15 protein-coding genes are annotated in these 20,124 nt (G+C 71.5%); 2 read left to right on the top strand and 13 right to left on the bottom strand.

All coding sequences use genetic code 11. The annotated features are described in order from the left end of the window. The first annotated feature begins 35 nt into the window (after nucleotides 1-35). Both WME96_RS03290 and WME96_RS03285 read left to right on the top strand, forming a co-directional pair. Nucleotides 36-566: an RNA polymerase sigma factor gene (locus WME96_RS03290; RefSeq protein WP_437288722.1), complete on the top strand. Its 531-nt coding sequence runs from the start codon at nucleotides 36-38 to the stop codon at nucleotides 564-566. Then, nucleotides 559-1,104 (top strand): hypothetical protein, encoded by a 546-nt coding sequence (locus WME96_RS03285; RefSeq protein ID WP_437288721.1) that lies wholly within the window; start codon nucleotides 559-561, stop codon nucleotides 1,102-1,104. The genes WME96_RS03290 and WME96_RS03285 overlap by 8 nt, the downstream gene beginning before the upstream one ends. 104 nt (nucleotides 1,105-1,208) lie before the next feature. Here the strand turns inward: WME96_RS03285 and WME96_RS03280 are convergent, their stop codons facing one another. The 13 genes from WME96_RS03280 to WME96_RS03220 all read right to left on the bottom strand — a co-directional run bounded on the left by WME96_RS03280 (nucleotide 1,209) and on the right by WME96_RS03220 (nucleotide 19,911). Beyond that, the gene (locus tag WME96_RS03280) at nucleotides 1,209-1,799 is read right to left on the bottom strand and encodes a Uma2 family endonuclease (RefSeq protein WP_437288720.1); all 591 of its coding nucleotides are present in this window, start codon (nucleotides 1,797-1,799) and stop codon (nucleotides 1,209-1,211) included. Nucleotides 1,800-2,404: 605 nt separating this feature from the next. Continuing rightward, a complete protein-coding gene (locus WME96_RS03275) occupies nucleotides 2,405-5,830 on the bottom strand; it encodes a GAF domain-containing protein (protein WP_437288719.1) in 3,426 nt (1,141 codons plus the stop codon). Between the two features lie 82 nt (nucleotides 5,831-5,912). After that, nucleotides 5,913-6,767 (bottom strand): lysophospholipid acyltransferase family protein, encoded by an 855-nt coding sequence (locus WME96_RS03270; protein WP_437288718.1) that lies wholly within the window; start codon nucleotides 6,765-6,767, stop codon nucleotides 5,913-5,915. 118 nt (nucleotides 6,768-6,885) lie between these two features. Next, nucleotides 6,886-8,343, bottom strand: coding sequence for an Asp-tRNA(Asn)/Glu-tRNA(Gln) amidotransferase subunit GatB (gene gatB, locus WME96_RS03265; protein ID WP_437288717.1), 1,458 nt, complete (start codon nucleotides 8,341-8,343; stop codon nucleotides 6,886-6,888). An 87-nt stretch (nucleotides 8,344-8,430) separates the two neighbouring features. Next, a complete protein-coding gene (locus WME96_RS03260) occupies nucleotides 8,431-9,105 on the bottom strand; it encodes a NuoI/complex I 23 kDa subunit family protein (protein ID WP_437288716.1) in 675 nt (224 codons plus the stop codon). Nucleotides 9,106-9,128: 23 nt separating this feature from the next. Further along, entirely contained in the window at nucleotides 9,129-10,895 is a 1,767-nt protein-coding gene (locus tag WME96_RS03255; protein WP_437288715.1) for a complex I subunit 1/NuoH family protein, read from the bottom strand. Beyond that, nucleotides 10,892-12,589 carry a 2Fe-2S iron-sulfur cluster-binding protein gene (locus WME96_RS03250; protein ID WP_437288714.1) on the bottom strand — a complete coding sequence of 566 codons (1,698 nt, stop codon included), beginning with the start codon at nucleotides 12,587-12,589 and terminating at the stop codon, nucleotides 10,892-10,894. Before WME96_RS03250 ends, WME96_RS03255 begins: the two co-directional genes overlap by 4 nt. A gap of 79 nt (nucleotides 12,590-12,668) precedes the next feature. Further along, a complete protein-coding gene (locus WME96_RS03245; RefSeq protein ID WP_437288713.1) occupies nucleotides 12,669-13,883 on the bottom strand; it encodes an NADH-quinone oxidoreductase subunit D in 1,215 nt (404 codons plus the stop codon). 3 nt (nucleotides 13,884-13,886) lie between these two features. Further along, entirely contained in the window at nucleotides 13,887-14,567 is a 681-nt protein-coding gene (locus tag WME96_RS03240; protein ID WP_437288712.1) for an NADH-quinone oxidoreductase subunit C, read from the bottom strand. Beyond that, complete coding sequence (locus tag WME96_RS03235; RefSeq protein ID WP_061610860.1) at nucleotides 14,564-15,109, bottom strand: NADH-quinone oxidoreductase subunit B; 546 nt, start codon at nucleotides 15,107-15,109, stop codon at nucleotides 14,564-14,566. The genes WME96_RS03240 and WME96_RS03235 overlap by 4 nt, the downstream gene beginning before the upstream one ends. Nucleotides 15,110-15,135: 26 nt before the next feature. After that, complete coding sequence (locus WME96_RS03230; protein WP_433933186.1) at nucleotides 15,136-15,492, bottom strand: NADH-quinone oxidoreductase subunit A; 357 nt, start codon at nucleotides 15,490-15,492, stop codon at nucleotides 15,136-15,138. A 256-nt stretch (nucleotides 15,493-15,748) separates the two neighbouring features. After that, on the bottom strand, nucleotides 15,749-16,870 hold the full coding sequence (locus tag WME96_RS03225) for a hypothetical protein (protein WP_437288711.1): 1,122 nt from the start codon (nucleotides 16,868-16,870) through the stop codon (nucleotides 15,749-15,751). A 494-nt stretch (nucleotides 16,871-17,364) separates the two neighbouring features. Further along, nucleotides 17,365-19,911 (bottom strand): MXAN_6577-like cysteine-rich protein, encoded by a 2,547-nt coding sequence (locus WME96_RS03220; protein WP_437288710.1) that lies wholly within the window; start codon nucleotides 19,909-19,911, stop codon nucleotides 17,365-17,367. Between the last annotated feature and the right edge of the window lie 213 nt (nucleotides 19,912-20,124).

Genomic DNA, 20,124 nt, shown 5'->3' with positions numbered 1-20,124 from the left:
GCCGGGATCCTGCGCACAGGCTGGTCTGGTTCTGCATGGAGGCTGAACGGCGCCGCGAGCTCACCGCGCTCATGATCCGCTTCGCGGACGGCGATCGCTCGGCCTTCAAGCGCCTGTTCGATGGGCTCTGGCCCGTGCTGCTCGCCTTCACGACGCGCACGCTGCCCTCGCGCGCCGACGCAGAGGACGCGGCCCAGCAGGCGCTCCTGAAGGTGTTCTCGCGCAGCGTCGACTTCGATCGCGAGCGCGACGCGCTGAGCTGGGCGCTGGCGATCACCGGATATGAAGTGATGACCGTCCGCAAGCAGCGGCAGCGTCGCCGCGAAGCGGACGGCGATGAGCTGGGGTCCGTTCAGGATCCGGCGCCGACCCAGGAGGAGCAGGTCATGGCCGACGACCTGCGCGCGGCCGTCCGCGCCGTCCTGGGCGAGCTGCCAGAGCGCGATCGGGCCGCGCTGGCGTTCGCGTTCACCGGCGACGCGGCCCCCACGGACGACACCTCGCGGAAACGACGCCTGAGGGCGCTCGAGAGGCTCCGGGCCGCCTGGAGGAAGCTGCATGGTTGATCTCGATGCCCTGGCCAGCAAGGCACGCCGCGCCAGCGAGGTCGGGCGCGTGCGCGCGGCCCTCCGTATCGCGCCGCCGGTCGCGGCAGCGGCCCTCATCACCATCGCCGCGGGGGTCGGCGCCGCGAGCTGCCTTGTCTTCGCGGCAGCCCTGCTGGTGACGTCGGTCGCGCTCCGGTGGTGGAGCCGCCCGGGAGCGCTGGCCGTCCAGACGGGCATGACCGTGGGGGCGCTCCCGCTCGCAGCGGGCGCCCTCACCGCGCTGCTCGGCGCGGCCTGCGACCTCGACGATCCCTTCCGCGCATGCGCCTCGGTTTGCCTGGCCGCCGGGTTCATCGCGGGCATTGGCATCACCTGGCTCGCGGGCAAGCAGCAGGTGGAACATCCGGTGCGCCAGGCGCTCCTGGCCGGCGTGATCGCGAACCTGACCGCGGGCATGGGCTGCGCCGGGTTCGGCGCAGGGAGCCTGCTCGCGGTGCTCGGCGCGCTGGCGGCAGGCGCCGTCGTGGCCGTGCCGCTGCGGTGGCGGTATGCCTGATCCGGCGCCTCGGAGCGGACTTGCTCCACGCTGCGGGGAGGCGCCTCTCTCGCGGCGCACGCTCACGCCTCGCCGATCACGGCGTCCGCGCCGTGATTGGCGTGCTACGTCGCCCAGAGCACGGAGAGGTCGAGCTCGATGGCCTCGAAGGGCGCGAGGCGGACGCGCGCGGCGTCGCGGTGGACCGGGCCGCGCTCCCACCCCGGGCCAGGGACGAGAGAGAAGGTCTCGAGCGTACGCTTGACCGGATCAACGAGCCAGGCGTGCCGCACGCCTTCGCGTGCGTACACCGGCATCTTCTCCTCGCGATCGACCCGCTCCGTCGACGGGCTCAGGACCTCGCAGATCCAATCCGGGGCGAGTGGGAAGTAGGCCGTCTCGGGCAGCTCGGGCATCCTCTCGCGCCGCCAGCCGGCGATGTCCGGCACGACCACATCCACCTCACCCCTCGCGGCCGGGTCAGGGAATTGCAGCTCGGGCTCGTCGAGGATCCACCAGCCGCCAGGGCCGCCCCGACCACGCTGGAAAGGGCCGCCGATCTCGATACCCAGGACCGAGCTCGTGTTCGCGTGTCGCGGGGCGGGCCGGGGCATGACGTGCAGCACGCCCCCGATGAGCTCCGCCACCTTGTTCGGCGGGACGGCCTCGAGGTCGGCGTAGGTAGCGCGGCAGGTCTTCACGGCACCCTGGCCCATGGTCCAAGCCTGCCCGGGAGCACGCAGCGAGGCAAGACCACCCGTGCTCGCGCCCGACGCAATGCAGCCCCCCGCTCCGAAGCGAGAGGCTCAGTCCGTCCATCAACGAAGGTCAACCAGATCAGCACCGAAGCCGTCGGCCTCGAGCTCACACCTTCCATCAAGGCCAGCCTCCGTGCCGCGCGACGCGGAGAGCGATGCCTTCCATCAAAGAAGCATACGTTTCCAGATACCAATCATCCTGTTCTCTGCCGGTCTTCCATCACTCCCCCTGCCACGCCCACCGCTGCCGCCGGATCCCCCCAATTCATCTCTTCAACGGACGTCCAGGCGTGAGCGCCGGGGTGGGGCTGTGCGCGGCAGCGCGCGGGGGGCGCGGTGGAGCACCGAACGAGGTGCCATAAGGTCTCCGCGGGCTCCACGTCTCAGGCGCGCCTTGTGTGGCGCGCAACGAAACGTCTCAGATGGCGTGGCCCGAAGTGAGACATGCCGGGCGGTGTTCCCATGCGCAAGCTCTCCCGCCGCCCGTCTTGGCGGATGGCCGAGCGCCCCCCGCGCGCTGCCGCGCACAGCCCCACCCCGGCGCGTGCCCCCTGGAACCTCCGTCACTCCTCCCGGGACCACGGCAGGAGCCCCGTCGCGAGGCTCTTCACCGCCGCCGCCAGCTCGATCGGCTCGATCGGCTTGGGTACGTGCATCTGGTAGCCCGCCGCGAGCGCCCGCACCCGGTCCTCGGTCCGCGCGTACGGCGTCAGCGCCAGGGCCGGCGTGCGCCCCACCTTGCGCGGCAGCAGGTCCCGCACCTTCCGGATCAGCGAGTACCCGTCCTCCCCGGGCATCCCGATGTCGACCACGAGCAGCGCCGGCTCCGACGTCTCCAGCAGCTTCAGCGCCTCGGTGCTCGACGTCGCCGTGCTGACCTCGGCCCCGCAGCGCCGCAGCACCGACGAGAGCATCGCCAGCGTGTCGGGATCGTCGTCCGCGATGAGCACGCGCACGCCGGTGAGCCGCGGGAACGGGTTGCGCGGGTCGGGCGCGATGCCGGCGCTCGTCAGCGCCGTCGCCGTCGCGCCCGTCGACAGCGGGAGCTGCACCGTGCACGTCGTCCCGCGCCCGGGGCCGGCGCTCGTCATGCGCACCGTGCCGCCGTGCAGCCCGATGACGTGCCGCACGATCGACAGGCCCAGCCCGAGACCGCCGTGCCGGCGCCCGCTGGGGTTGTCCTCGTGACGGAAGCGCTCGAAGACGTGCGGGAGCTGATCCGCCGAGATGCCCTCCCCGTCGTCGATCACCTTGACCTCGGCGAAGCGCTCGTCCTGCGAGAGCTGCACCTGAACCAGGCCGCCCGGCCGCGCGAACTTCACCGCGTTCGAGAGCAGGTGCCACACCACCTGCTGGAGCCGCGCGGGATCGCCCTCCACGAACACGCCCTCCGGGTCGAGCCGCGTCTCGATCGCCACCCCCTTGCCCGCCGCGGAGGGCAGGATCGACTCGACCGCGGTCTGCACCGGCAACGTCAGCTCCACCGCCAGCCGCTCGATCTTCAGCGTGCCCGTCACCACCTGCGAGGCGTCGAGCAGCTCGTCGATGAGCGTCACCTGGTGCTCGGCGTTGCGCTCGATCGCCGACAGCGCCCGCGTCTCCGCCACCCGGTCGAGCGAGCCCGCCTGCATCATCCTCGCCCAGCCGAGGATCGCGTTGAGCGGCGTGCGCAGCTCGTGCGACACGGTCCCGAGGAACTCGTCCTTCAGCCGGTTGGCGTCCTGCACCTCGCGGTAAAGACGCGCGTTGTCGAGCGCGAGCGCGGCGCGGTGCGCGACCTCCTCCGCGAACGCGACGTCCGCCCGCTCGAAGAACCGGCCGGACTCGGACGACACGAGCGAGATCGCCCCGAGGATGCGCCCGCGCGCCCGGAGCGCCACCACGAGGTACGAGAGCGGCGCGAGCGCGCGGTTCGCCGCGGCCTCCTCCGTCGTCAGCGCCTCGTGCAGCAGCACGTCGCCGCGCACGTCCGCGTAGAGCTCCGACCGGCCCGTGCGCAGCACGCGCGCCACCGGGCCGGGCTCGCCGTCGACGCGGCTCGGGTGGAAGTAACGGAGCAGCGGCTCCTTCAGCGGGCTCACGTGCGCGACCGCGACGTGGCGCAGGCCGAGGCCGTCGTCGATGTCGACAAGGCAGAAGTCGGCCAGCATCGGGAGCACGAGCCGCGCGAGCGACTGGAGCGTGGCCGTGAAGTCCAGCGACGCGGCGAGCGCCGTGCTGACCTCCGCGAGGAACGCGAAGCGGCGCGCCGCCTCCTCGGCCTCGGCCCGCGCCGCCTGCACGCGGATGAGCCGCGCGCGCTCCTCCTCGGCCCGCTTGCGATCGGTGATGTCGCGGTGGATGCCGACCAGGAACAGCGGCCGGCCCTCCTGATCGTGCACCGCGTAGGCCGTGACCTCGACCGGCACCTCGGAGCCGTCCCGCCGCACGCACGGGACCTCGCCGACGAACGTGCGCGAGTCCTCGATCTGCTGGAGGATCCGGCCCGTGGTCTCCTCCCGGACGTCGTCGCGGTGGAGGAGCGCCATGCTCTTGCCGACGATCTCCTCGGAGAGGTAGCCGAAGATCGACTCGGCCTCGCCCATCCAGTAGCGGATGTTGCCCTCGACGTCCGTCACCAGGATCGCCTCGGGCATCTGCTTGAGCACCTCGTGCGAGAGGTGCATCGCCTCCTCCGTCTGCAGCGCGGAGAGGCGCGCCCGCTCGAGCGCCTGCGCGCTCTGCTGGACCAGCGCGAGCATGAACGCCCGGTCGTCCTCGGTGAACGACTGCGGCGTCGGGAAGCCGAAGCCCACCGCGCCGAGCACGCGCCCCTCGAGGAAGAGCGGGATCGCGGCGTACGCGTGCTCGCCCGTCGTGGCGCAGCACGCCGCGAAGCCGGGATCGAACTCGCCGAAGCGCTCGTCCGAGCCGAGGAAGATCGGCTGCCGCTCGCGGACGGCGCGCGCGAGCGGCAGCTCCGCGTTGAGATCGTAGCTCTTGAAGCGCGCGACCTGCGCCTCGAGGTAGCCCGTCGAGCGCACCGTCTCGAGCTCGCCGCCGAGCCCGGCGCGCAGCGCCACCATGCCCGTCATCGCGCCGGCCGCCGCGACGACGTCGCTCGCGAGCACGCGGAGCACCGCGGGCGGCGTGATCGCGTCGGACAGCGCGGCCGTGACCGCGAAGAGCCACGCGGCCCGGTCGGCGCTCCGCTCCGCGGACTGCCGCGCCTCCTCCGCCTTCCGGTAGAGGTAGGCGTTGTCGAGCGCCAGCGCCACGCGGTGCGCGAGCTCGGCCGCGAGCACGAGGTCGTCGGCGGAGTAGACGCGGTTCGACTCGGAGACGCCGAACGAGAGCACGCCGAGCTTGCGGCCGCGCGCGATGAGCGGCACCGCCATCGCGGAGCGCGTGCCGAGCTGCTCGAGCGCGGCGGCGCGCTCGGCGGCCTCCTCGCTCTTTCCGCCGTCGAGCTCGTGGAGCAGCTCGGACTCGCCGCTGTGCAGCACCTTCGCGATGCCGAGGCGCTCCTCGGCGTCGGGCGCGATCGCGCGCAGGAGCCCCTCGCGCTCGGGGTTCACGTGCTTCGCCGCGACCCGGCAGAACCGGCTCCTCGACGCGCCCGGCGGGCCCGGGCGATCGGACCCCGCGGCCTCGGCCACGGCGCGCTGGCGCCGCGCGGCGTAGATGCCCTGCGGGGGCGCCGCGTCGCTCGAGTGCGCCCCGGGCGCGAACGGCAGCGCGTCGCCGTCCGACGGCGGCGGCACGGAGCCGACGAGGCCCATGGTGTCCGCGGCGCCGCGTTCGATCAGATCGACCGTGCACCAGTCCGCGAGGAACGGCACCGACAGGCGCGCGAGCCGCTCGAGGATCGTGTGCGGATCGAGGGATCCGGTGAGCTGCTCGCTCGCGTCCGCCAGGAACATCAGCTCATTATGGATCGCTCCACCGCGGGGCTGCTTCAGGACCTGCCACACCGTGGCGGCCTCGCTGGGGTTGCCTTCACGCTCCATGATGGTCGACGGCCGGCCGCATGGTAGCGAGGCGCGATCGCAGAAGCCAGCGGCGCAGGCGCGCGATCGGCGCGCGGCGCGCTTATGCGTCGGACGCGTCGGAGCCGAGCCGCGCGCGGGCACGCCGGACCAGCGCCTGGACGGTCCGATGCGCTTCGTCGCGGACCGCGTCGACGTCCTGGCCCGCCGTGGCGATGGGCTCGCCGACCTCGAGCGCGACGGGGATACGTCGCGCACGGCTCACCCGGGCCATGTGCGCCGCGAACGACTCGTCCACATAGGAAGATTCGGCGCCGCCGTACACGAGACCGACGGGGACGATCTCCGCGCCGACGCGGCACGCCGCGGTGAACGCGCCCGCGCGGAACGGCCGCACCTCGTCCCCCGAGAACGTGGTCCCCTCGGGGTAGACCATCACACCACGGCCGCGCTTGAGCGCCGCGCACATCGCCTGCACGACGGCGGAGCCGCTGCGCTTGCTCGATCGGTCGACGAAGAGCGTGCCGACGCGGCGCGCCGCCATGCCGACCACCGGCCAGCCGGCGAGGTCGGCGCGGCTCACGACCGTCGCCTCGAAAAATGCGAGCGTCACCATGATGTCGAGCGCGGAGCGGTGGTTCATCACGAACACGCGCCCGACGCCGGAGGGAGCGCGGCCGGGGTAGTACGCCGCGCCGGGTCGATCGCGGCCGCCTGCGCCGGGACCTGGCGCGCGCTCGCCGTGGACGAGGCCGCCCACGCGCGCGTCGAGGCCGTACAGCTTGAGGAGCGCGCGACCGTAGCGGCGCATCCATGTATGCAGGACCACCTCGCGATCGGCCGCGCTGGAGATCGCTGTGTCGACCTCGAGCAGGCCGTACATGCCGAAGGTGAGGCCGACGAAGCCGGCGGTGCGAAGGGGGAAGCGGAGGACGTCGAGGGGGTGAGCGCTGGCCATGCTCCGGGTGTCCTGGCGGGATTTCTGACCCGCGGTCGCAGCCGCCGGAGGGCCGGGACCGCGCGGGCCGCCGAAGAGCGGCTACCCTATTTCACGCCCGGGCGCGGAGAAAGGTCCTTCACGCGCCCGCGACAGGAGCGCCCTCGAGCAGCCGCTTGAGCACCTCGTTCACGACCGCCGGGTTCGCGCTGCCCCCCGTCTGCTTCATGATCTGCCCGACGAAGTAGCCGAGCAGCGCGGTCTTGCCGGCGCGGTACGCCGCGGCCTGCTTCGCGTTCGCGGCGATGACCGACGCGGCGATCGCCTCGATCGCGGACGCGTCGCTCATCACGGCCATCCCCTTGTCGCGGACGATGTCGCCGGGCGCCCGGTCGGTGCCGGCCATCTCCGTGTACACCTCCTTGGCCTGCTTGCCGCTGATCGCGCCCTCGTCGACGAGGCGCAGCAGCGCGGCCACCTGCACCGGGGAGACCGGGAACGTCGCCGACAGGCCCGTCGTGCGGGTGTCGCGCAGCACCTCGCCCTGGACGAAGTTCGCGACCTTCACCGCGTCGCCGTGCAGGCGCGCCGCCTCCTCGAAGAAGGCCGCGATCTGCGGGTGGCCCGTCAGGACCGACGCCGCGTACGGCGTGAGCCCGAGCGACTCGGTGAGGCGGCGCCGCTTGTCGACCGGCGGCTCCGGGAGCGCGGCGCGCACCTCGGCGAGGAACGCCTCGTCCACGACGAGCGGCGGGAGATCCGGCTCGGGGAAGTAGCGGTAGCCGGACTCGTTCTCCTTGTCGCGGAGGAGGTACGTCTCCTTCTTCTCCGCGTTGTACCCGCGCGTCTGCTGGCGCACCCGGCCGCCCTGCTCGATGAGCGCGATCTGCCGCCGGATCTCGAGGTCGATCGCCTCGGCGACGAAGCGGAACGAGTTGATGTTCTTGAGCTCCGTCCGCGTGCCGAGCTTCGTCTCCCCCACCCTGCGGACCGAGACGTTGGCGTCGCAGCGGAAGCTGCCCTGCTCGAGGTTGCCGTCGTTCACGCCGATGAACATCAGGATCTCGCGCAGCCGCTTCAGGTACTCGGCCGCCTCGACGCCCGAGCTCAGGTCGGGCTCGCCGACGATCTCGATGAGCGGGGTGCCGGCGCGGTTGAGATCGACGACCGACAGGCCCCCGATGCCGTGGAGGTTCTTGCCGGCGTCCTCCTCCATGTGGACGCGCGTGATCCCCGCCCGCTTCTTCCCCGCCTCGGTCTCGATCTCGAGCGCGCCCTTCAGCGCGAGCGGCCGGTCGTACTGGCTGAGCTGGAAGCCCTTCGGCAGGTCCGGATAGAAGTAGTTCTTCCGCGCGAAGATGCTGCTCTCCTGGATGGCGCAGCCGAGCGCGAGCGCGGCGCTCACCGCCATCCGGACCGCCTCGCGGTTCAGTACCGGGAGCGACCCCGGGAGCCCGAGGCACACCGGGCACGTGTGCGTGTTCGGCGGGTCGCCGAAGCTGGTCGCGCAGCCGCAGAACGCCTTGGTGCGGGTGAGGAGCTGCGCGTGGACCTCGAGCCCGATGACCGCCTCGAAGGAGCCGTACGTCGTCGCCATGGCAGGCTCTTCTAGCAGAACCTCGCCCGGGCGAGGGGCCCCCGGCTCCGCCGGCGGCGGGCCAGGGGGCGCGCCGGGCGAGCCGGCTCAGTGATCGGCGTGGTCGCGGGTCAGGCCGGGGTGCGTCGGGTCCCCCGGCTCGTGGCGCTTGTTCGCGGTCAGGCGCGAGCCCGTGCGATCCGCGAGGCTCATGAGGAGGTCGCGCCGGTAGATGAACTGCTCGCGGGAGTCGTAGGGCACCGCGTGCAGGCCCGTGTCCATCCGGATGGCGTCGACGGGGCACGCCTCGACGCAGTAACCGCAGAACACGCAGCGGAGCTCGTCGATGACGAAGCTGCTCGGGTACCGCTCGTACCCGTGCCGGCGATCGCCCTCGGGGTACTCGGCCGGATCGATCGCGATGCACTGCGCCGGGCACGCCGTCGAGCAGCAGAGGCACGCGACGCAGCGGGGCGAGCCGTCCTCGCGCAGCGTGAGCCGGTGGATGCCCCGGAAGCGCTCCGGGTAGGGGCGCTTCTCCTCCGGATAGCTGATCGTCGTGACGCCGGGCCCGAGCGAGTCGAGCACCGGGTCCGGCTTCTGGCCGAGCACCATCTCCTTCGTGTTCTTGAAGAAGTGCTTCATCGTGATGCCCAGCCCCTTGACCACCTCGGGGATGTAGGCCTGCACGTCGGCGCTCCGGGAAGGGCGCGGGATCGGCTTGCCGGCGATGGGCCGGCCGGCCGGCTTCGTCCAGGGGTTGCTGGGGGTCGCTCTCGCCATGGGACTCTCTCCTCTTCGCCTGATCACGCCTGCTGCGGCGCGGCCTTGGTGCCCCCCGCCGCAGCGGCGAAGCGGGCCGAGGTGGAATTGAGGATGCGGTGCCGCTCGACCGGCTCGAGGAGCCCCGCGATCATCGCCACGACCGCGGCGAACCCGCCGAGGGCGACGATGCCGTGGGTGATGTCGGCCGCGACCTGGAGGCCGCCGCGGACCCCCGCGGGCGCCGAGTCGACCGCCAGGATCACCACGCCGGTCACCATCATGTTCACGAGCGTGAGCGGCAGGAGCTTCGTCCACCCGAGCCGCATGACCTGGTCGTACCGGAAGCGCGGCAGCGTCCAGCGGAAGAAGACCTGCACCCACGTCATGAGGATCGTCTTCCCGAAGAACGCGAGGAAGTACGTCAGGCTCACGGCGAAGTGGGTCATCTTGTACTGGAACAGCGTCGTGTCGCCGAACGCGATGTTGATGCCGTCGCGATCCAGGAACGGCAGGTGGTAGCCGCCGAAGAAGAGCGTCACGAGGAGCGCGCTCGACGTGATGAGCTCCACGTACTCGCCCGTCATGAACATGCCGAACTTCATCCCGGAGTACTCGACGAAGTAGCCGGCGACGATCTCGCTCTCCCCCTCGGGCTGATCGAACGGGATGCGCTTCGTCTCGGCCGCGAGCGCCGCGAGGAACAGGAAGAACGCGACCGGCTGGACGAAGATCCCCCACGCGTGATCGGCCTGCCACTGCACCATCTCGCCGAGCCGGACGCTGCTGTAGATCATGAAGAGCCCGACGACGCTGAGGCCCATCGCGACCTCGTAGCTGACCATCTGGCTCGCGGCGCGCAGGCCGCCGAGCAGCGAGAACTTGTTGTCGCTCGCCCAGCCCGCGAGCGCGGCGCCGATGATGCCCGTGCCGGCCATCGCGAAGATGTAAAGGATGCCGACGTTGAGGTCGGCGACCTGCAGGTTCACGACGTGGCCGTTGCACGTGAACGCCTGGTCCATCGTGCGCTTGAGGAGCGGGAGGTCGCCGAAGCCGAAGACCCGGTCGCCATTGTCCTCGAAGCAGAGCTTGTCGCCGAAGGGGATGACCGCGAACGTCACCAGCGCCGGGAACATCGCGAGCAGCGGCGCGAGCGAGTGGAGGAGCCGGTCGGCGTTCTTCGGGATGAAGTCCTCCTTCCAGATCATCTTGATCGCGTCCGCGGCCGCGTGGAGCGTGCCGAGGAGGCGCAGCGGCACCTTGCCCTCGGGCACGCGCAGCGCCGTGTAGCCGCCCGCCAGGACGAGCAGCGCGCCGAGCAGCACGCACGCGACCCGCGCGGCGGTGGGCGCCGCCGAGAGCGGGACCGCCTGCGTGACGAAGAAGGCGAGCACGTGGGCGATGACGCCGGCGTAGAAGACGTTGCGGGGGTCGAACCTGGCGAGCAGCTCGTCGAACGCGTTGCTCGGGCCGCCGCGGCGGGCCGACGCGCAGATCACGAGCAGGCTGAGCCAGGCCACGAACACGGCGAACTGCGCGCCGATCACCAGCGTCTCGACGGCGCCCGGCCCGGACATCGGGCGGGTCGCCGTGAACACGGCGAGCGCGCCGAGCGCCGCCGGGGGCAGGAACACGACGCCGCGCGCGAGCATCGACGGCAGGTAGACGACCGCGCGGTTCGGGCCGACGCGGTCCTGCACCATCGCGCCCTGGCGCCGGTCGGCCCAGGTCGCGATCGCCGCCATGTTCAGCAGGAACATGACGACGATAAGGATCTTCACGATCGCGAGAACGAGCTCGACGAGTGTCATGCCGTGGCCTCCGTCTTCTTCGGCTCAACCCGCGACCCGTCAGCGATGGCGGTCGCCGCCGCGGCGTGCGCGGGCGGCGCGGCCCCGAGCACCGCCTCGGGCGCGGCTGCCCCGCCGGCGACCGCGCCGGGCGGCATCGCGCGGCGGAGCTCGGCGAGGGTCTTCCACCCGGTCGCGTACCCGAGCGTGCGCCCGAGCCGACCGATGAGCTCCCAGGCCGGGCGCGCGTCGCCGTGCGGGAGCAGCGCCCGCTCGCTCCGCTGCGCCAGGCCCTTCCGGTTCACGTACGTCCCCTCGGCCTCGGCCCACGAGCACGCCGGCAGGGACACGCGCGCCGCCTTCGCCAGCGGCCCCTCGTGGGCGGCGATCGTCACCACCCCCTTGAGCCGCGACAGCGCCCGCTGCGCCTCGACCGCGTCGACCTCGAGGTCCGACCCGAGCGCGACCACGTACGCGTACTGCCCCGACGCGATCCCCTGGAGCAGCTCCGCGACCGGGCGCGGCGGGGTCGCCGCCGCGATCTGCACGGCGCCGCGGGTGTTCGGGTTCTTGTCCTCGCTGATCAGGATGTCGTCGCCCTGGCCGAGCGGCTTGCCCGACACGAAGAAGTCGGTCGCGCCGAGGTACGTCGTCGCGAGGTGGTAGAGCGCGAAGTTGTCCTCGTTCGAGTGCTGGGCCGACAGGACGATCGCCACCTTCGACGGGTCGTCGGCGTGGCCGCCGAGCTGCTCCTTGGCCGCGGCGAGCGCGTCCTCGACGCTCGCGTCGTCGTTGCCGACGAGCGCCGTGAGCAGCCGCCCCTCGACCGCATGCCGGTACGAGAGCATCCCCTCGTCGCACATCCAGTACGTGTTGACCGCCATGTTCTCGCGCGGGCGGTGCCGGTACGGCGTGTTGTTGCGCGGATCGTAGTCGAGGTACGCGTTGCACCCCGTCGCGCAGCCCTGGCAGACGGTGCGGGCGCTGCGGAGGAACCAGACGCGCGCCTTGAACCGGAAGTCGCGCGAGGTGAGCGCGCCGACCGGGCAGACGTGCTCGGTCATCAGCGTGTAGTTGTGGTCGAGCTCGCGCCCCGGCGAGACCGTGATCTCCCCGAGGTTGCCGCGCTCGCGGACGGAGAGCACCGGGTCGCGGGCGAGCTCGTTGCAGACGCGGATGCAGCGCGTGCAGACGATGCAGCGCTCGGCGTCGTAGACGATGGTCGGCCCGAAGGTGACCGCCTTCGGCTTGTGCACCGGCTCCTGCCGCATGCGCTTGCCCTTGCGCTGGTGCTCGAGCCAGTAGTCCTGGAGGCGGCACTCGCCGGCCTGGTCGCAGATCGGGCAGTCGACCGGGTGGTTCAGGAGCAGGAGCTCCTGCACCGCCGAGCGCGCCTCGGACACGTGGTCGCTGCTCTCGGACAGCACCTCCATGCCGCTCGCGCACGCCATCTGGCAGGCCGGCTGGAGCTTCGGCTTGGCCGCCGGCACGTAGTCCTGCTTGGCCTCGTCCCAGCGGAGGATGTCGAGGCTCATCGCCGGGCGACCCGGCGGCGGGAGCACCTCGACCAGGCACATCCGGCAGTTGGCGGCGACGCTGAGGCCGGGGTGCCAGCAGTAGTGGGGGATGTCGATCCCGGCGCGGTGCGCCGCCCGGATGATCGTGTCACCGCTCTCGAAGGGGATCTCCCTTCCGTCGATCTTGATCGTAGGCATCGTGATCTCGATTCCAGGCGGGGCCGCGCAGGGCCCCCGCTTCCTTAGCTCGATGACGGGAGCGCTCCGCTCGTCGTCGCTAGTGGTCGCACTCCCCGCCGATCATGTTGAGGGAGCCGAACGTCGGCACGACGTCCGGGATCATCAGCCCGGTGATGAGCTGGGAGAGCCCCTGCGTGGTGGCGAAGCACGGCGGGCGGATGCGGACGCGGTAGGGCGTGCCGCTGCCGTCGGACACCAGGTAGAAGCCGAGCTCGCCGTTGCCGGCCTCGGTGTACGAGTAGCACTCGCCGGCGGGCACCTTGATGCCCTCCATGACGATCTTGAAGTGCTGGATGGTCGCCTCGATGGTCGTGTAGACCTCCTCCTTCGGCGGCAGCACGATGCGCGGATCGTCGATGTTGATCGGCCCCTCGTCGGGCATCTGGTCGAGCGCCTGCTCGATGATCCTCGCCGCCTGGCGGATCTCCTCCTGGCGGCACATGAACCGATCGTAGTTGTCGCCCCGCGTGCCGACCGGCACGTCGAACTCGAACCGGTCGTAGACCATGTACGGGTTCGCGCGGCGCACGTCGTACGCCACGCCGGTGGCCCGGAGGACGACGCCGGTCCAGCCGAGCGCGAGCGCGTCGTCCTTCGAGATCACGCCGACCCCGTCGAGGCGATCGAGGAAGATGCGGTTCTTGAGGATGAGCTTCTCGGAGTCGTTCACGAGCGCGAGCACGCGCGCGAGGCCCGAGCGCACCATCGACTTGAAGTCGGGCGTGGGCGGCCGCGCCATGCCGCCGACGCGGCCGAAGCTGTGCGTCAGGCGCGCGCCGGTCTCCTCCTCGAAGATCTCCCAGAAGATCTCGCGCGCGCGGCACAGGTAGAGGAACGGCGTGAACGCGCCGAGCTCCATGCTCATGGCGCCGCTGCAGATCATGTGATCGCAGATGCGCGCCATCTCGCCGAGGATCACGCGGTAGTACTGGCAGCGCTCGGGCACCGTGACGCCGAGCATCTTCTCGACCGCCAGCGCGAAGCCGACGTTGTTGAGCATCGGCGAGACGTAGTTGAGCCGGTCGACGTACGGGAACACCTGCGTCCACGTGCCGCGCTCGCACATCTTCTCGAAGCCGCGGTGCAGGTAGCCGATCTGCACGTCGGCCTTGTTGATCGTCTCGCCCGAGAGCTCGAGCACGATCCTCACCGTGCCGTGCATCGCCGGGTGCGAGGGCCCCATGTTGAGGAGCATCGGCTCGCTCGGCAGATCGAGGTGGGCCTCGTCGAGATCGCGATCCAGGGGTTCCATCGTTCAGCTTCGCTCCTGCAGCGCACCCACGCCGATGCCCTGCGGTTTGCCCTTGTCGGAGGCCTCGTCCCCGCCGGTCGACTCGAGCGACGTCCCCGTGCCGGCGTTGAGCAGCGCGAAGTCGTGGGTCTGGCGGCCGAAGCTCATGCCCTCGTCGGGGCCGAACGGCGGCAGCTTGCCGATGTTCGGCACCTCCCGGAACGGGATGAGCGGCTGGATCCGGTTGGCCGGGTAGTCCTTGCGCAGCGGGTGCCCCTCGAACTCCGGGTACATCAGGATGCGCCGGAGATCGGGGTGCCCACGGAAGACGATGCCGAGCAGGTCGTAGCACTCGCGCTCGAACCAGTTCGCGCCCTTCCACACCGGGACGATCGAGTCGATCTCGGCGCCGTTGCCCTCCTCGTCGCCCACGCGCGCCTTGATGCGGATGCGGTGGTTCTTCTCGAACGAGCGCAGGTGGCAGACGACCTCGAAGCGGGGCACGTCGCCGCGCCAGAGGTAGTCGACCGCCGTGAGGTCGACGAACATGTTCATCAGCGTCCGCGGGTCGTTGCGGAGGAACAGGGCGACGTCGCGCCACGCGGCCGGGTCGATCACCGCCGTGTCGTCGCCGAACTGCGAGTGCGTCTCCAGGACGGCGCCCGGGAACTGCGCCGTGAGGATCTCGAGGACCTTCTTGCTCATGGCTGGCTCCGCTCCTTGCGCTGGAGGGTGACGAGGCGCTCCGCGGTCTGCGCGGGGTCCTCGCGCGGCTTGACGATCGCCGGCGTGCGGTCGCCGCGCGCGATCTTGTCCTGGAGCAGCATGAGGCCGTCGAGCACCGCCTCGGGGCGCGGCGGACAGCCGGGCACGTAGACGTCGCAGGGGATGATCTTGTCGATGCCGGCGACGGTCGTGTAGTTGTCGTAGAAGCCGCCGCACGAGGCGCACGTGCCGAAGGCGAGCACCCACTTCGGGTCCGCCATCTGCTCGTAGATGCGCCGGAGCGCGGGCGCCTGGCGCTGGCTGATCGTCCCCACGACCCAGAGCAGGTCGGCCTGGCGCGGCGAGAAGCGCGGCACCTCGGCGCCGAACCGCGCCATGTCGTAGCGCGGGCTCGCCATGGCCATGTATTCCATGCCGCAGCAGGCCGTCACGAACGGGTACTGGAACAGGGAGTACTTCTTCGCCCAGTTGAGCAGCGCGTCGAAGCGCGTGGTCGCGAACCCGTGCTCGGAGCCCTCCATCACCCGCGTCGAGGGGCCTCCGCCCATCATTTCTCCCATTCCAGAGCTCCCTTCTTCCACACGTACACGAGCACGACGACGAGCATCGCGATGAACGAGCTCATCGTGGCGAGGCCCGTCCACCCGAGGGAGCGGAACTGGACCGTCCACGGGTAGATGAGGACCGCCTCGATGTCGAACACGACAAAGAGGATCGCCGTCAGGTAGAACTTCACGCTCGGCTTGACGAACCGCCCGCCCGTGGAGTCGCTGCCGCACTCGTACGGCATCATCTTCTCGGGCGTCGGGTTCCTCGGGCCGAGCAGCGACGTCAGCGTGAACATGGCGAGCGCGATGACCGCGGCCACGAGAAACAGCAGGAACAAGGGGATGTAGGTGGCCATCGAGAGAGCACTCCTACGGGTCGGACCCCTGGAGGGTCGACCGTCTCGCCGCAGCGCGCGGCTTCTCGGGCGAGACCTCAGGGCCCGCGGCCCCGAACCATGCAGTCCAAAAAGGTGAGAGCGACGCGGCGATGCTGGGTTGAAACAGCAAAAATCCGAGCGATCCCGGCTTAATCCGCGCCGGATCTAGTCGGCCGCCGCGGGGGTGTCAATGGAGGCGGTCGGTCAACCGGCGGGCATCCAGCGGGCCGCAATCCTAGGAGCGGTTCGCCACGAGGACCAGCCCTCGCCACGCGGTGAGCGCCGTCCCCAGGGTGGCCTCGATCTCCCGGATCTCCTCCACCATCTCGGCGTCCGGCACGCCGGCGCTCCGCGCCTCGCGGATGCAGGCGAGCGCGGCGACGAACTTCTTGCGGTGCACGAACGCCCGCGCGAGGAGCGGCCAGATCTGCTTCGGCGGGGCGCCGAGGTTGGCGGCGCGCCGGAGGGGGCCGATGGCCTCGCCCGCCCGCCCGTCCTCGAGCATGGCCTCGCCCAGCCGGCGGAAGATGTCGCCGGCCGCGGCCCCGTCGTGCGCGTACTGGACCGCGAGGCGCATGACCTCCTCGCCCTGGTGCTCCTCGCCGAGCTTGACGCACGCGGTGCCGAGCAGGCCGAGCCCCTTGGCGATGAGGCTGCGGGCGTCCGGGGTGAGCATCTGCCCCTCGGGCGTGCGCAGGAAGATCGCGAGCGGCGCCGGCCAGGTGCCGAGGAGCTGGATCACCTTGGGGTAGTCGCCGCGCTGCGAGGCGACCTCGGCCTCGGCGACCTTGGTGAGGTCGATGGCGGAGCGCGCGCCGGCGGAGGCGCGCTCGAGCTCGTCGCGCACGTGCGAGCGGATGCGGGCGCGGAACTCGTTGAGCTCGTGGGTCTCCTCGATGCCGTCGCGCAGGAGCAGGAGGCGCGAGGTCTTCCCCTCGACGGAGAGCTTGCGGAGGCTGTAGCCGTAGAGCGGGGCGAGCAGCAGGTAGCGGACGCCGATGTGGAGCTGGATGCCCTCGAGATCGGTGTCGCGCTCGGGGGCCGCGGGCGTCGTGTCCTCGGTGAGGAGCGCGCCGACGAGCCGGTGGCGGAAGTCCGCGAGCGTGAGGCGCTGGACGTCGCCGTCGATCTCCTCCTCGCCCGGCGGCGCGATAACGAAGTCGACCAGCGTGTTGTCCGGGTTGCGGCGGTCGACGGTGAGCGCCGTGATGCGGGCGCCCGTAATCATCGAGAAGGCGAAGAACGCCTCGCCCACGATCTCGCAGAGCGCCTGGAAGCTGCCGATGCCGTCGCCTATGCGCTCGAACCAGCCGTCGGTACGAACGGCATCGAGGGAGAACACGCGTTCCTTTGGCATGGTTCGACCCGGATCACAGGGCTGCGTCCCGGAGGAAGGACGCGTAGCCCAGGGGGTGCGAGACTCGCACGGGCGCGCGCCGCCCTCAAGAAAACTCCTAGCCAGCGCGCGTCGAAGCTCGAGCGCGCCGGCCCGTCCCGTCCCCTGGCGCCGCCCGCCATCCATCGCTCCACGCTCGTCCACCTGCCCCCACGCACCCCCCGCGCCCTGGCCGAGGCCGCAGCGGCCGACCCGACACAGCCCGGCGCGTCGCGCGCCCAAGACCGAGCCGCCGGCCCGCTGGCGCCGTCGCGACATGCGCAGCAGCGCCGCACTTCTACACGCGCACCAGGCCGAGCGGGCACCAGAGCGCCCCCCCTCTCTGCGCGCAGCGGCGGGCCCTCCCGCACAGGAGACGGGCCCAGATCGGCGTTTTCGGCGCGGAGGCGTACTCCAGTACGCCGAGCACCGAAAACGTCGAGGTGGGCCCGTATCCGAAGCGGGAGGGCCCGCCGCTAGGGGGCGGCGGTGATGTGGAGGGTCAGATTCCCGGAGGAGGACGGCTTGCTGTCGCCGACGATCGTGATCACCTGCCCTGCGGTCAGGGTCACGCTCACCCGCGAGCTGACGCCGCTCGCGTTGTCGTTGCACGCGAGCTCGGCGCCGGCGCAGCTCTCGCCGTCGTGCACGTGGAGGACCGTGTCGAAGGTGGAGGACAGCGTGTCGATGATGTAGGTCCCGTCCGCCGGCGCGGTGAAGCGATAGACCCTGTCGTTGCCGCTCGACGCCGTGCAGCTCGGCGCGCCCGAGTTCGGCTGGAGCAGCGTGGGGCCCGTCGCCGTCTGCGGGACCGTCGAGCCGAGGTCGATGGGGTTGTCGCAGGTGGCGTTGCCCTCGAACAGGGTGATGTTGAGGTGGAACGCGCCCGAGGCGGCGGCCCCGGCGCCGTCGACCACGGCGACGACCGCCTGCCCCGCGACGAGCGGCACAGCGACCCGCGACTGGAGGCCGGTGGTGTTGTCGTTGCAGCCGAGCGACGCGCCGCCGCAGGTGCCGTCGTGCACGTGGACCACCGTGTCGAAGCTCGATCCGAACGTGTCGAAGATGTACACGCCGTCGGACGGCGCCGTGAAGCTGTAGGTCTGCTCCGCGCCGCCGGCGGCGCCGCACGGCGCGTTCACGAAGTCGCCGAGGCCGGCCGTCGTCCCCGTCACCGCCTGCGGGACGGCCGACTCGAGGGCGTTCGCCGGGCAGGCGGGCGCGGCGATGCCGCTCACGTTGAGCGTGTAGGCGCCCGAGGACGAGTACGCGCCGTCCACGGCCACGTACACCGTCTGCCCCTCGGCGAGCGGCGTGACGACCCGCGACTTGGACGAGGGCGCCCCGTTGTCGTCGCAGGCCAGCGACGGGCCGTCGCAGCTCCCCTCGTGGACGTGGAGCACCGTGTCGAAGGTCGAGCCGATCGTGTCGAAGGTGTAGCGGCCGGCGACGGGCGCCGTGAAGCTGTAGGTGACCTCGGGGGCGTTGTCCGTGGCGCAGGGCGCCACGAGGTAGTTGTCGAGGCCCGACGTGTTGCCCGTCACCGTCTGCGGGTAGGTGGAGCCGAGATCCACCGTGGGGCACTCGGGCGGGGCCCACTCGGAGACGTGCAGCGTGTAGGGCCCGCCCGCGCCCTCGAAGCCGTCGACGATGACGACGACCGTTTGTCCGGCGCTGAGCTCCGCCGTGATGCGCGACTGCGCTCCTCCGCGCGAGTCGTCGTTGCACGCGATCACGTCGCCGCTGCAGTCGCCGTCCCGCAGCTCCAGGACGGTGTTGTACCCGGAGTCGAACGTATCGAAGACATACTTCCCGTCCGCCGGGGCCGTGAAGGTATAGCTCACGTCGGGCGCGCCCGCCTGACCGCAGCTCGGCGTGATCGCGTCGCCGAGCAGCGCGGTGTCGCCGGTGAAGATCTGCGGGAGCGTGTCGCCCACGTCGCCCGAGGGGCAGATGGGCGGGCCGGCCTTCGCCAGGTTGAGCGTGAAGTCGCCTTCCGCGCCGTCGAAGCCGGTCACGACGATGAGGACCGACTGGCCCGCATCGATGACCGCGCGGACCTTGGACTGCGCGGTGTCGGTGTCGATGTCGTCATTGCAAGCGAGCTGATCGCAGGTGGCCGCCCCCACCACGCCAAGGGCCGTATCGAACATCGATCCGGAGGTGTCCATCGTGTAGGTCCCCGCCTCCGAGGGCGTGAAGAGATAGACCCGCTCCGACGCGCCGGCGGCCACGCACGCGAGACCGTAGTTCGACTCGCCCGCGACCGTGGTCCCTGTCACGACCTGCGGGAACGTGTCGCCGAGCTCCTCGTGGGTGCCGACGACGCAGGTGCACGCGCCCGCCTGGCAGAACGCCCCCCGCCCGCACGCATTCCCGCAGCTACCGCAGTGGAGCTCGCTGGTCTGCAGGTTGGCGCACGCGCCGTCGCAGTCCGTGAGCTCGGCGGAGCAGGAGCAGGCCCCCTCGACGCAGAGCTGCGTGGGCGCGCAGGAAGACCCGCAGCCGCCGCAGTTCGCCCGGTCGCTCTGCACGTCGACGCACGCGCCCTCGCACTCCATCAGCCCGTCGGCGCAGGCGCAGTCCCCCTCCACGCAGACCTTGCCCGCATCGCACTGGACGTCGCAGTCGCCGCAGTTCCGCGCGTCGGTCTGGACGTTCACGCAGCGCTCGCCGCAGGCGGTCTCCTCCTCGCTGCACTCCTCGGGCCCGCCCATATCGACGCCGCCCTCGCCGCCGCCGTCGTCCCCCCCCGCGCCGCCGCTGCCGCCCTCGCCGCCACCCCCCTCGCAGCGGCCGTCCGTGCATTGCTCCCCCTCCGCGCAGGCGTCGCCGCACGCGCCGCAGTGCTCGGCGTTCGTCTGGGTATCGACGCACTGGCCATCGCACGGCGACTGCCCGTCCGTGCACGCGCTCGGCTGGCTGTCGCCCTCGGCGCAGGACGTCGCGAGGACAACCCCTGCGACGAGGAGCAGCGCGGCGGACGAGAGGGTGGGCCTGAGGCGCAATCCGGATTTGTTCATAGCCATCCTTGGGGGTACCTGGCCGTTTGAGGCGGAGCGGATAACGAGTCGCGCGCCAGGATACGCGCACGTCCGAGGGTATCGCAACCGGCGGGGGCGCTGGAGGTGTGCCGCGTTCGCCCCGGGAGCGCGCGCCGCGCCGCAGCCAGGACGGCGCCGGCGGCGCCTCGCGAGGGCGTCGCCGGCGCCCTCGGCAGAGCGGATCGCAGCATC

The organism is Sorangium sp. So ce406 (assembly GCF_051474675.1).
Taxonomy (GTDB): domain Bacteria; phylum Myxococcota_A; class Polyangia; order Polyangiales; family Polyangiaceae; genus Sorangium; species Sorangium cellulosum_G.
This window is presented reverse-complemented; position numbering and strand designations above follow the sequence as displayed.

What these genes read in the sequence shown, in the direction of transcription:
- WME96_RS03240 (WP_437288712.1), bottom strand. Translation starts at nt 14,567, where the DNA reads ATGAGCAAGAAGGTCCTCGAGATCCTCACGGCGCAGTTCCCGGGCGCC.
- WME96_RS03270 (WP_437288718.1), bottom strand. Translation starts at nt 6,767, where the DNA reads ATGGCCAGCGCTCACCCCCTCGACGTCCTCCGCTTCCCCCTTCGCACC.
- WME96_RS03285 (WP_437288721.1), top strand. Translation starts at nt 559, where the DNA reads ATGGTTGATCTCGATGCCCTGGCCAGCAAGGCACGCCGCGCCAGCGAG.
- WME96_RS03235 (WP_061610860.1), bottom strand. Translation starts at nt 15,109, where the DNA reads ATGGAGGGCTCCGAGCACGGGTTCGCGACCACGCGCTTCGACGCGCTG.
- WME96_RS03245 (WP_437288713.1), bottom strand. Translation starts at nt 13,883, where the DNA reads ATGGAACCCCTGGATCGCGATCTCGACGAGGCCCACCTCGATCTGCCG.
- WME96_RS03275 (WP_437288719.1), bottom strand. Translation starts at nt 5,830, where the DNA reads ATGGAGCGTGAAGGCAACCCCAGCGAGGCCGCCACGGTGTGGCAGGTC.
- WME96_RS03230 (WP_433933186.1), bottom strand. Translation starts at nt 15,492, where the DNA reads ATGGCCACCTACATCCCCTTGTTCCTGCTGTTTCTCGTGGCCGCGGTC.
- WME96_RS03260 (WP_437288716.1), bottom strand. Translation starts at nt 9,105, where the DNA reads ATGGCGAGAGCGACCCCCAGCAACCCCTGGACGAAGCCGGCCGGCCGG.
- WME96_RS03220 (WP_437288710.1), bottom strand. Translation starts at nt 19,911, where the DNA reads ATGAACAAATCCGGATTGCGCCTCAGGCCCACCCTCTCGTCCGCCGCG.
- WME96_RS03250 (WP_437288714.1), bottom strand. Translation starts at nt 12,589, where the DNA reads ATGCCTACGATCAAGATCGACGGAAGGGAGATCCCCTTCGAGAGCGGT.
- gatB (WP_437288717.1), bottom strand. Translation starts at nt 8,343, where the DNA reads ATGGCGACGACGTACGGCTCCTTCGAGGCGGTCATCGGGCTCGAGGTC.
- WME96_RS03255 (WP_437288715.1), bottom strand. Translation starts at nt 10,895, where the DNA reads ATGACACTCGTCGAGCTCGTTCTCGCGATCGTGAAGATCCTTATCGTC.
- WME96_RS03280 (WP_437288720.1), bottom strand. Translation starts at nt 1,799, where the DNA reads ATGGGCCAGGGTGCCGTGAAGACCTGCCGCGCTACCTACGCCGACCTC.
- WME96_RS03290 (WP_437288722.1), top strand. Translation starts at nt 36, where the DNA reads ATGGAGGCTGAACGGCGCCGCGAGCTCACCGCGCTCATGATCCGCTTC.
- WME96_RS03225 (WP_437288711.1), bottom strand. Translation starts at nt 16,870, where the DNA reads ATGCCAAAGGAACGCGTGTTCTCCCTCGATGCCGTTCGTACCGACGGC.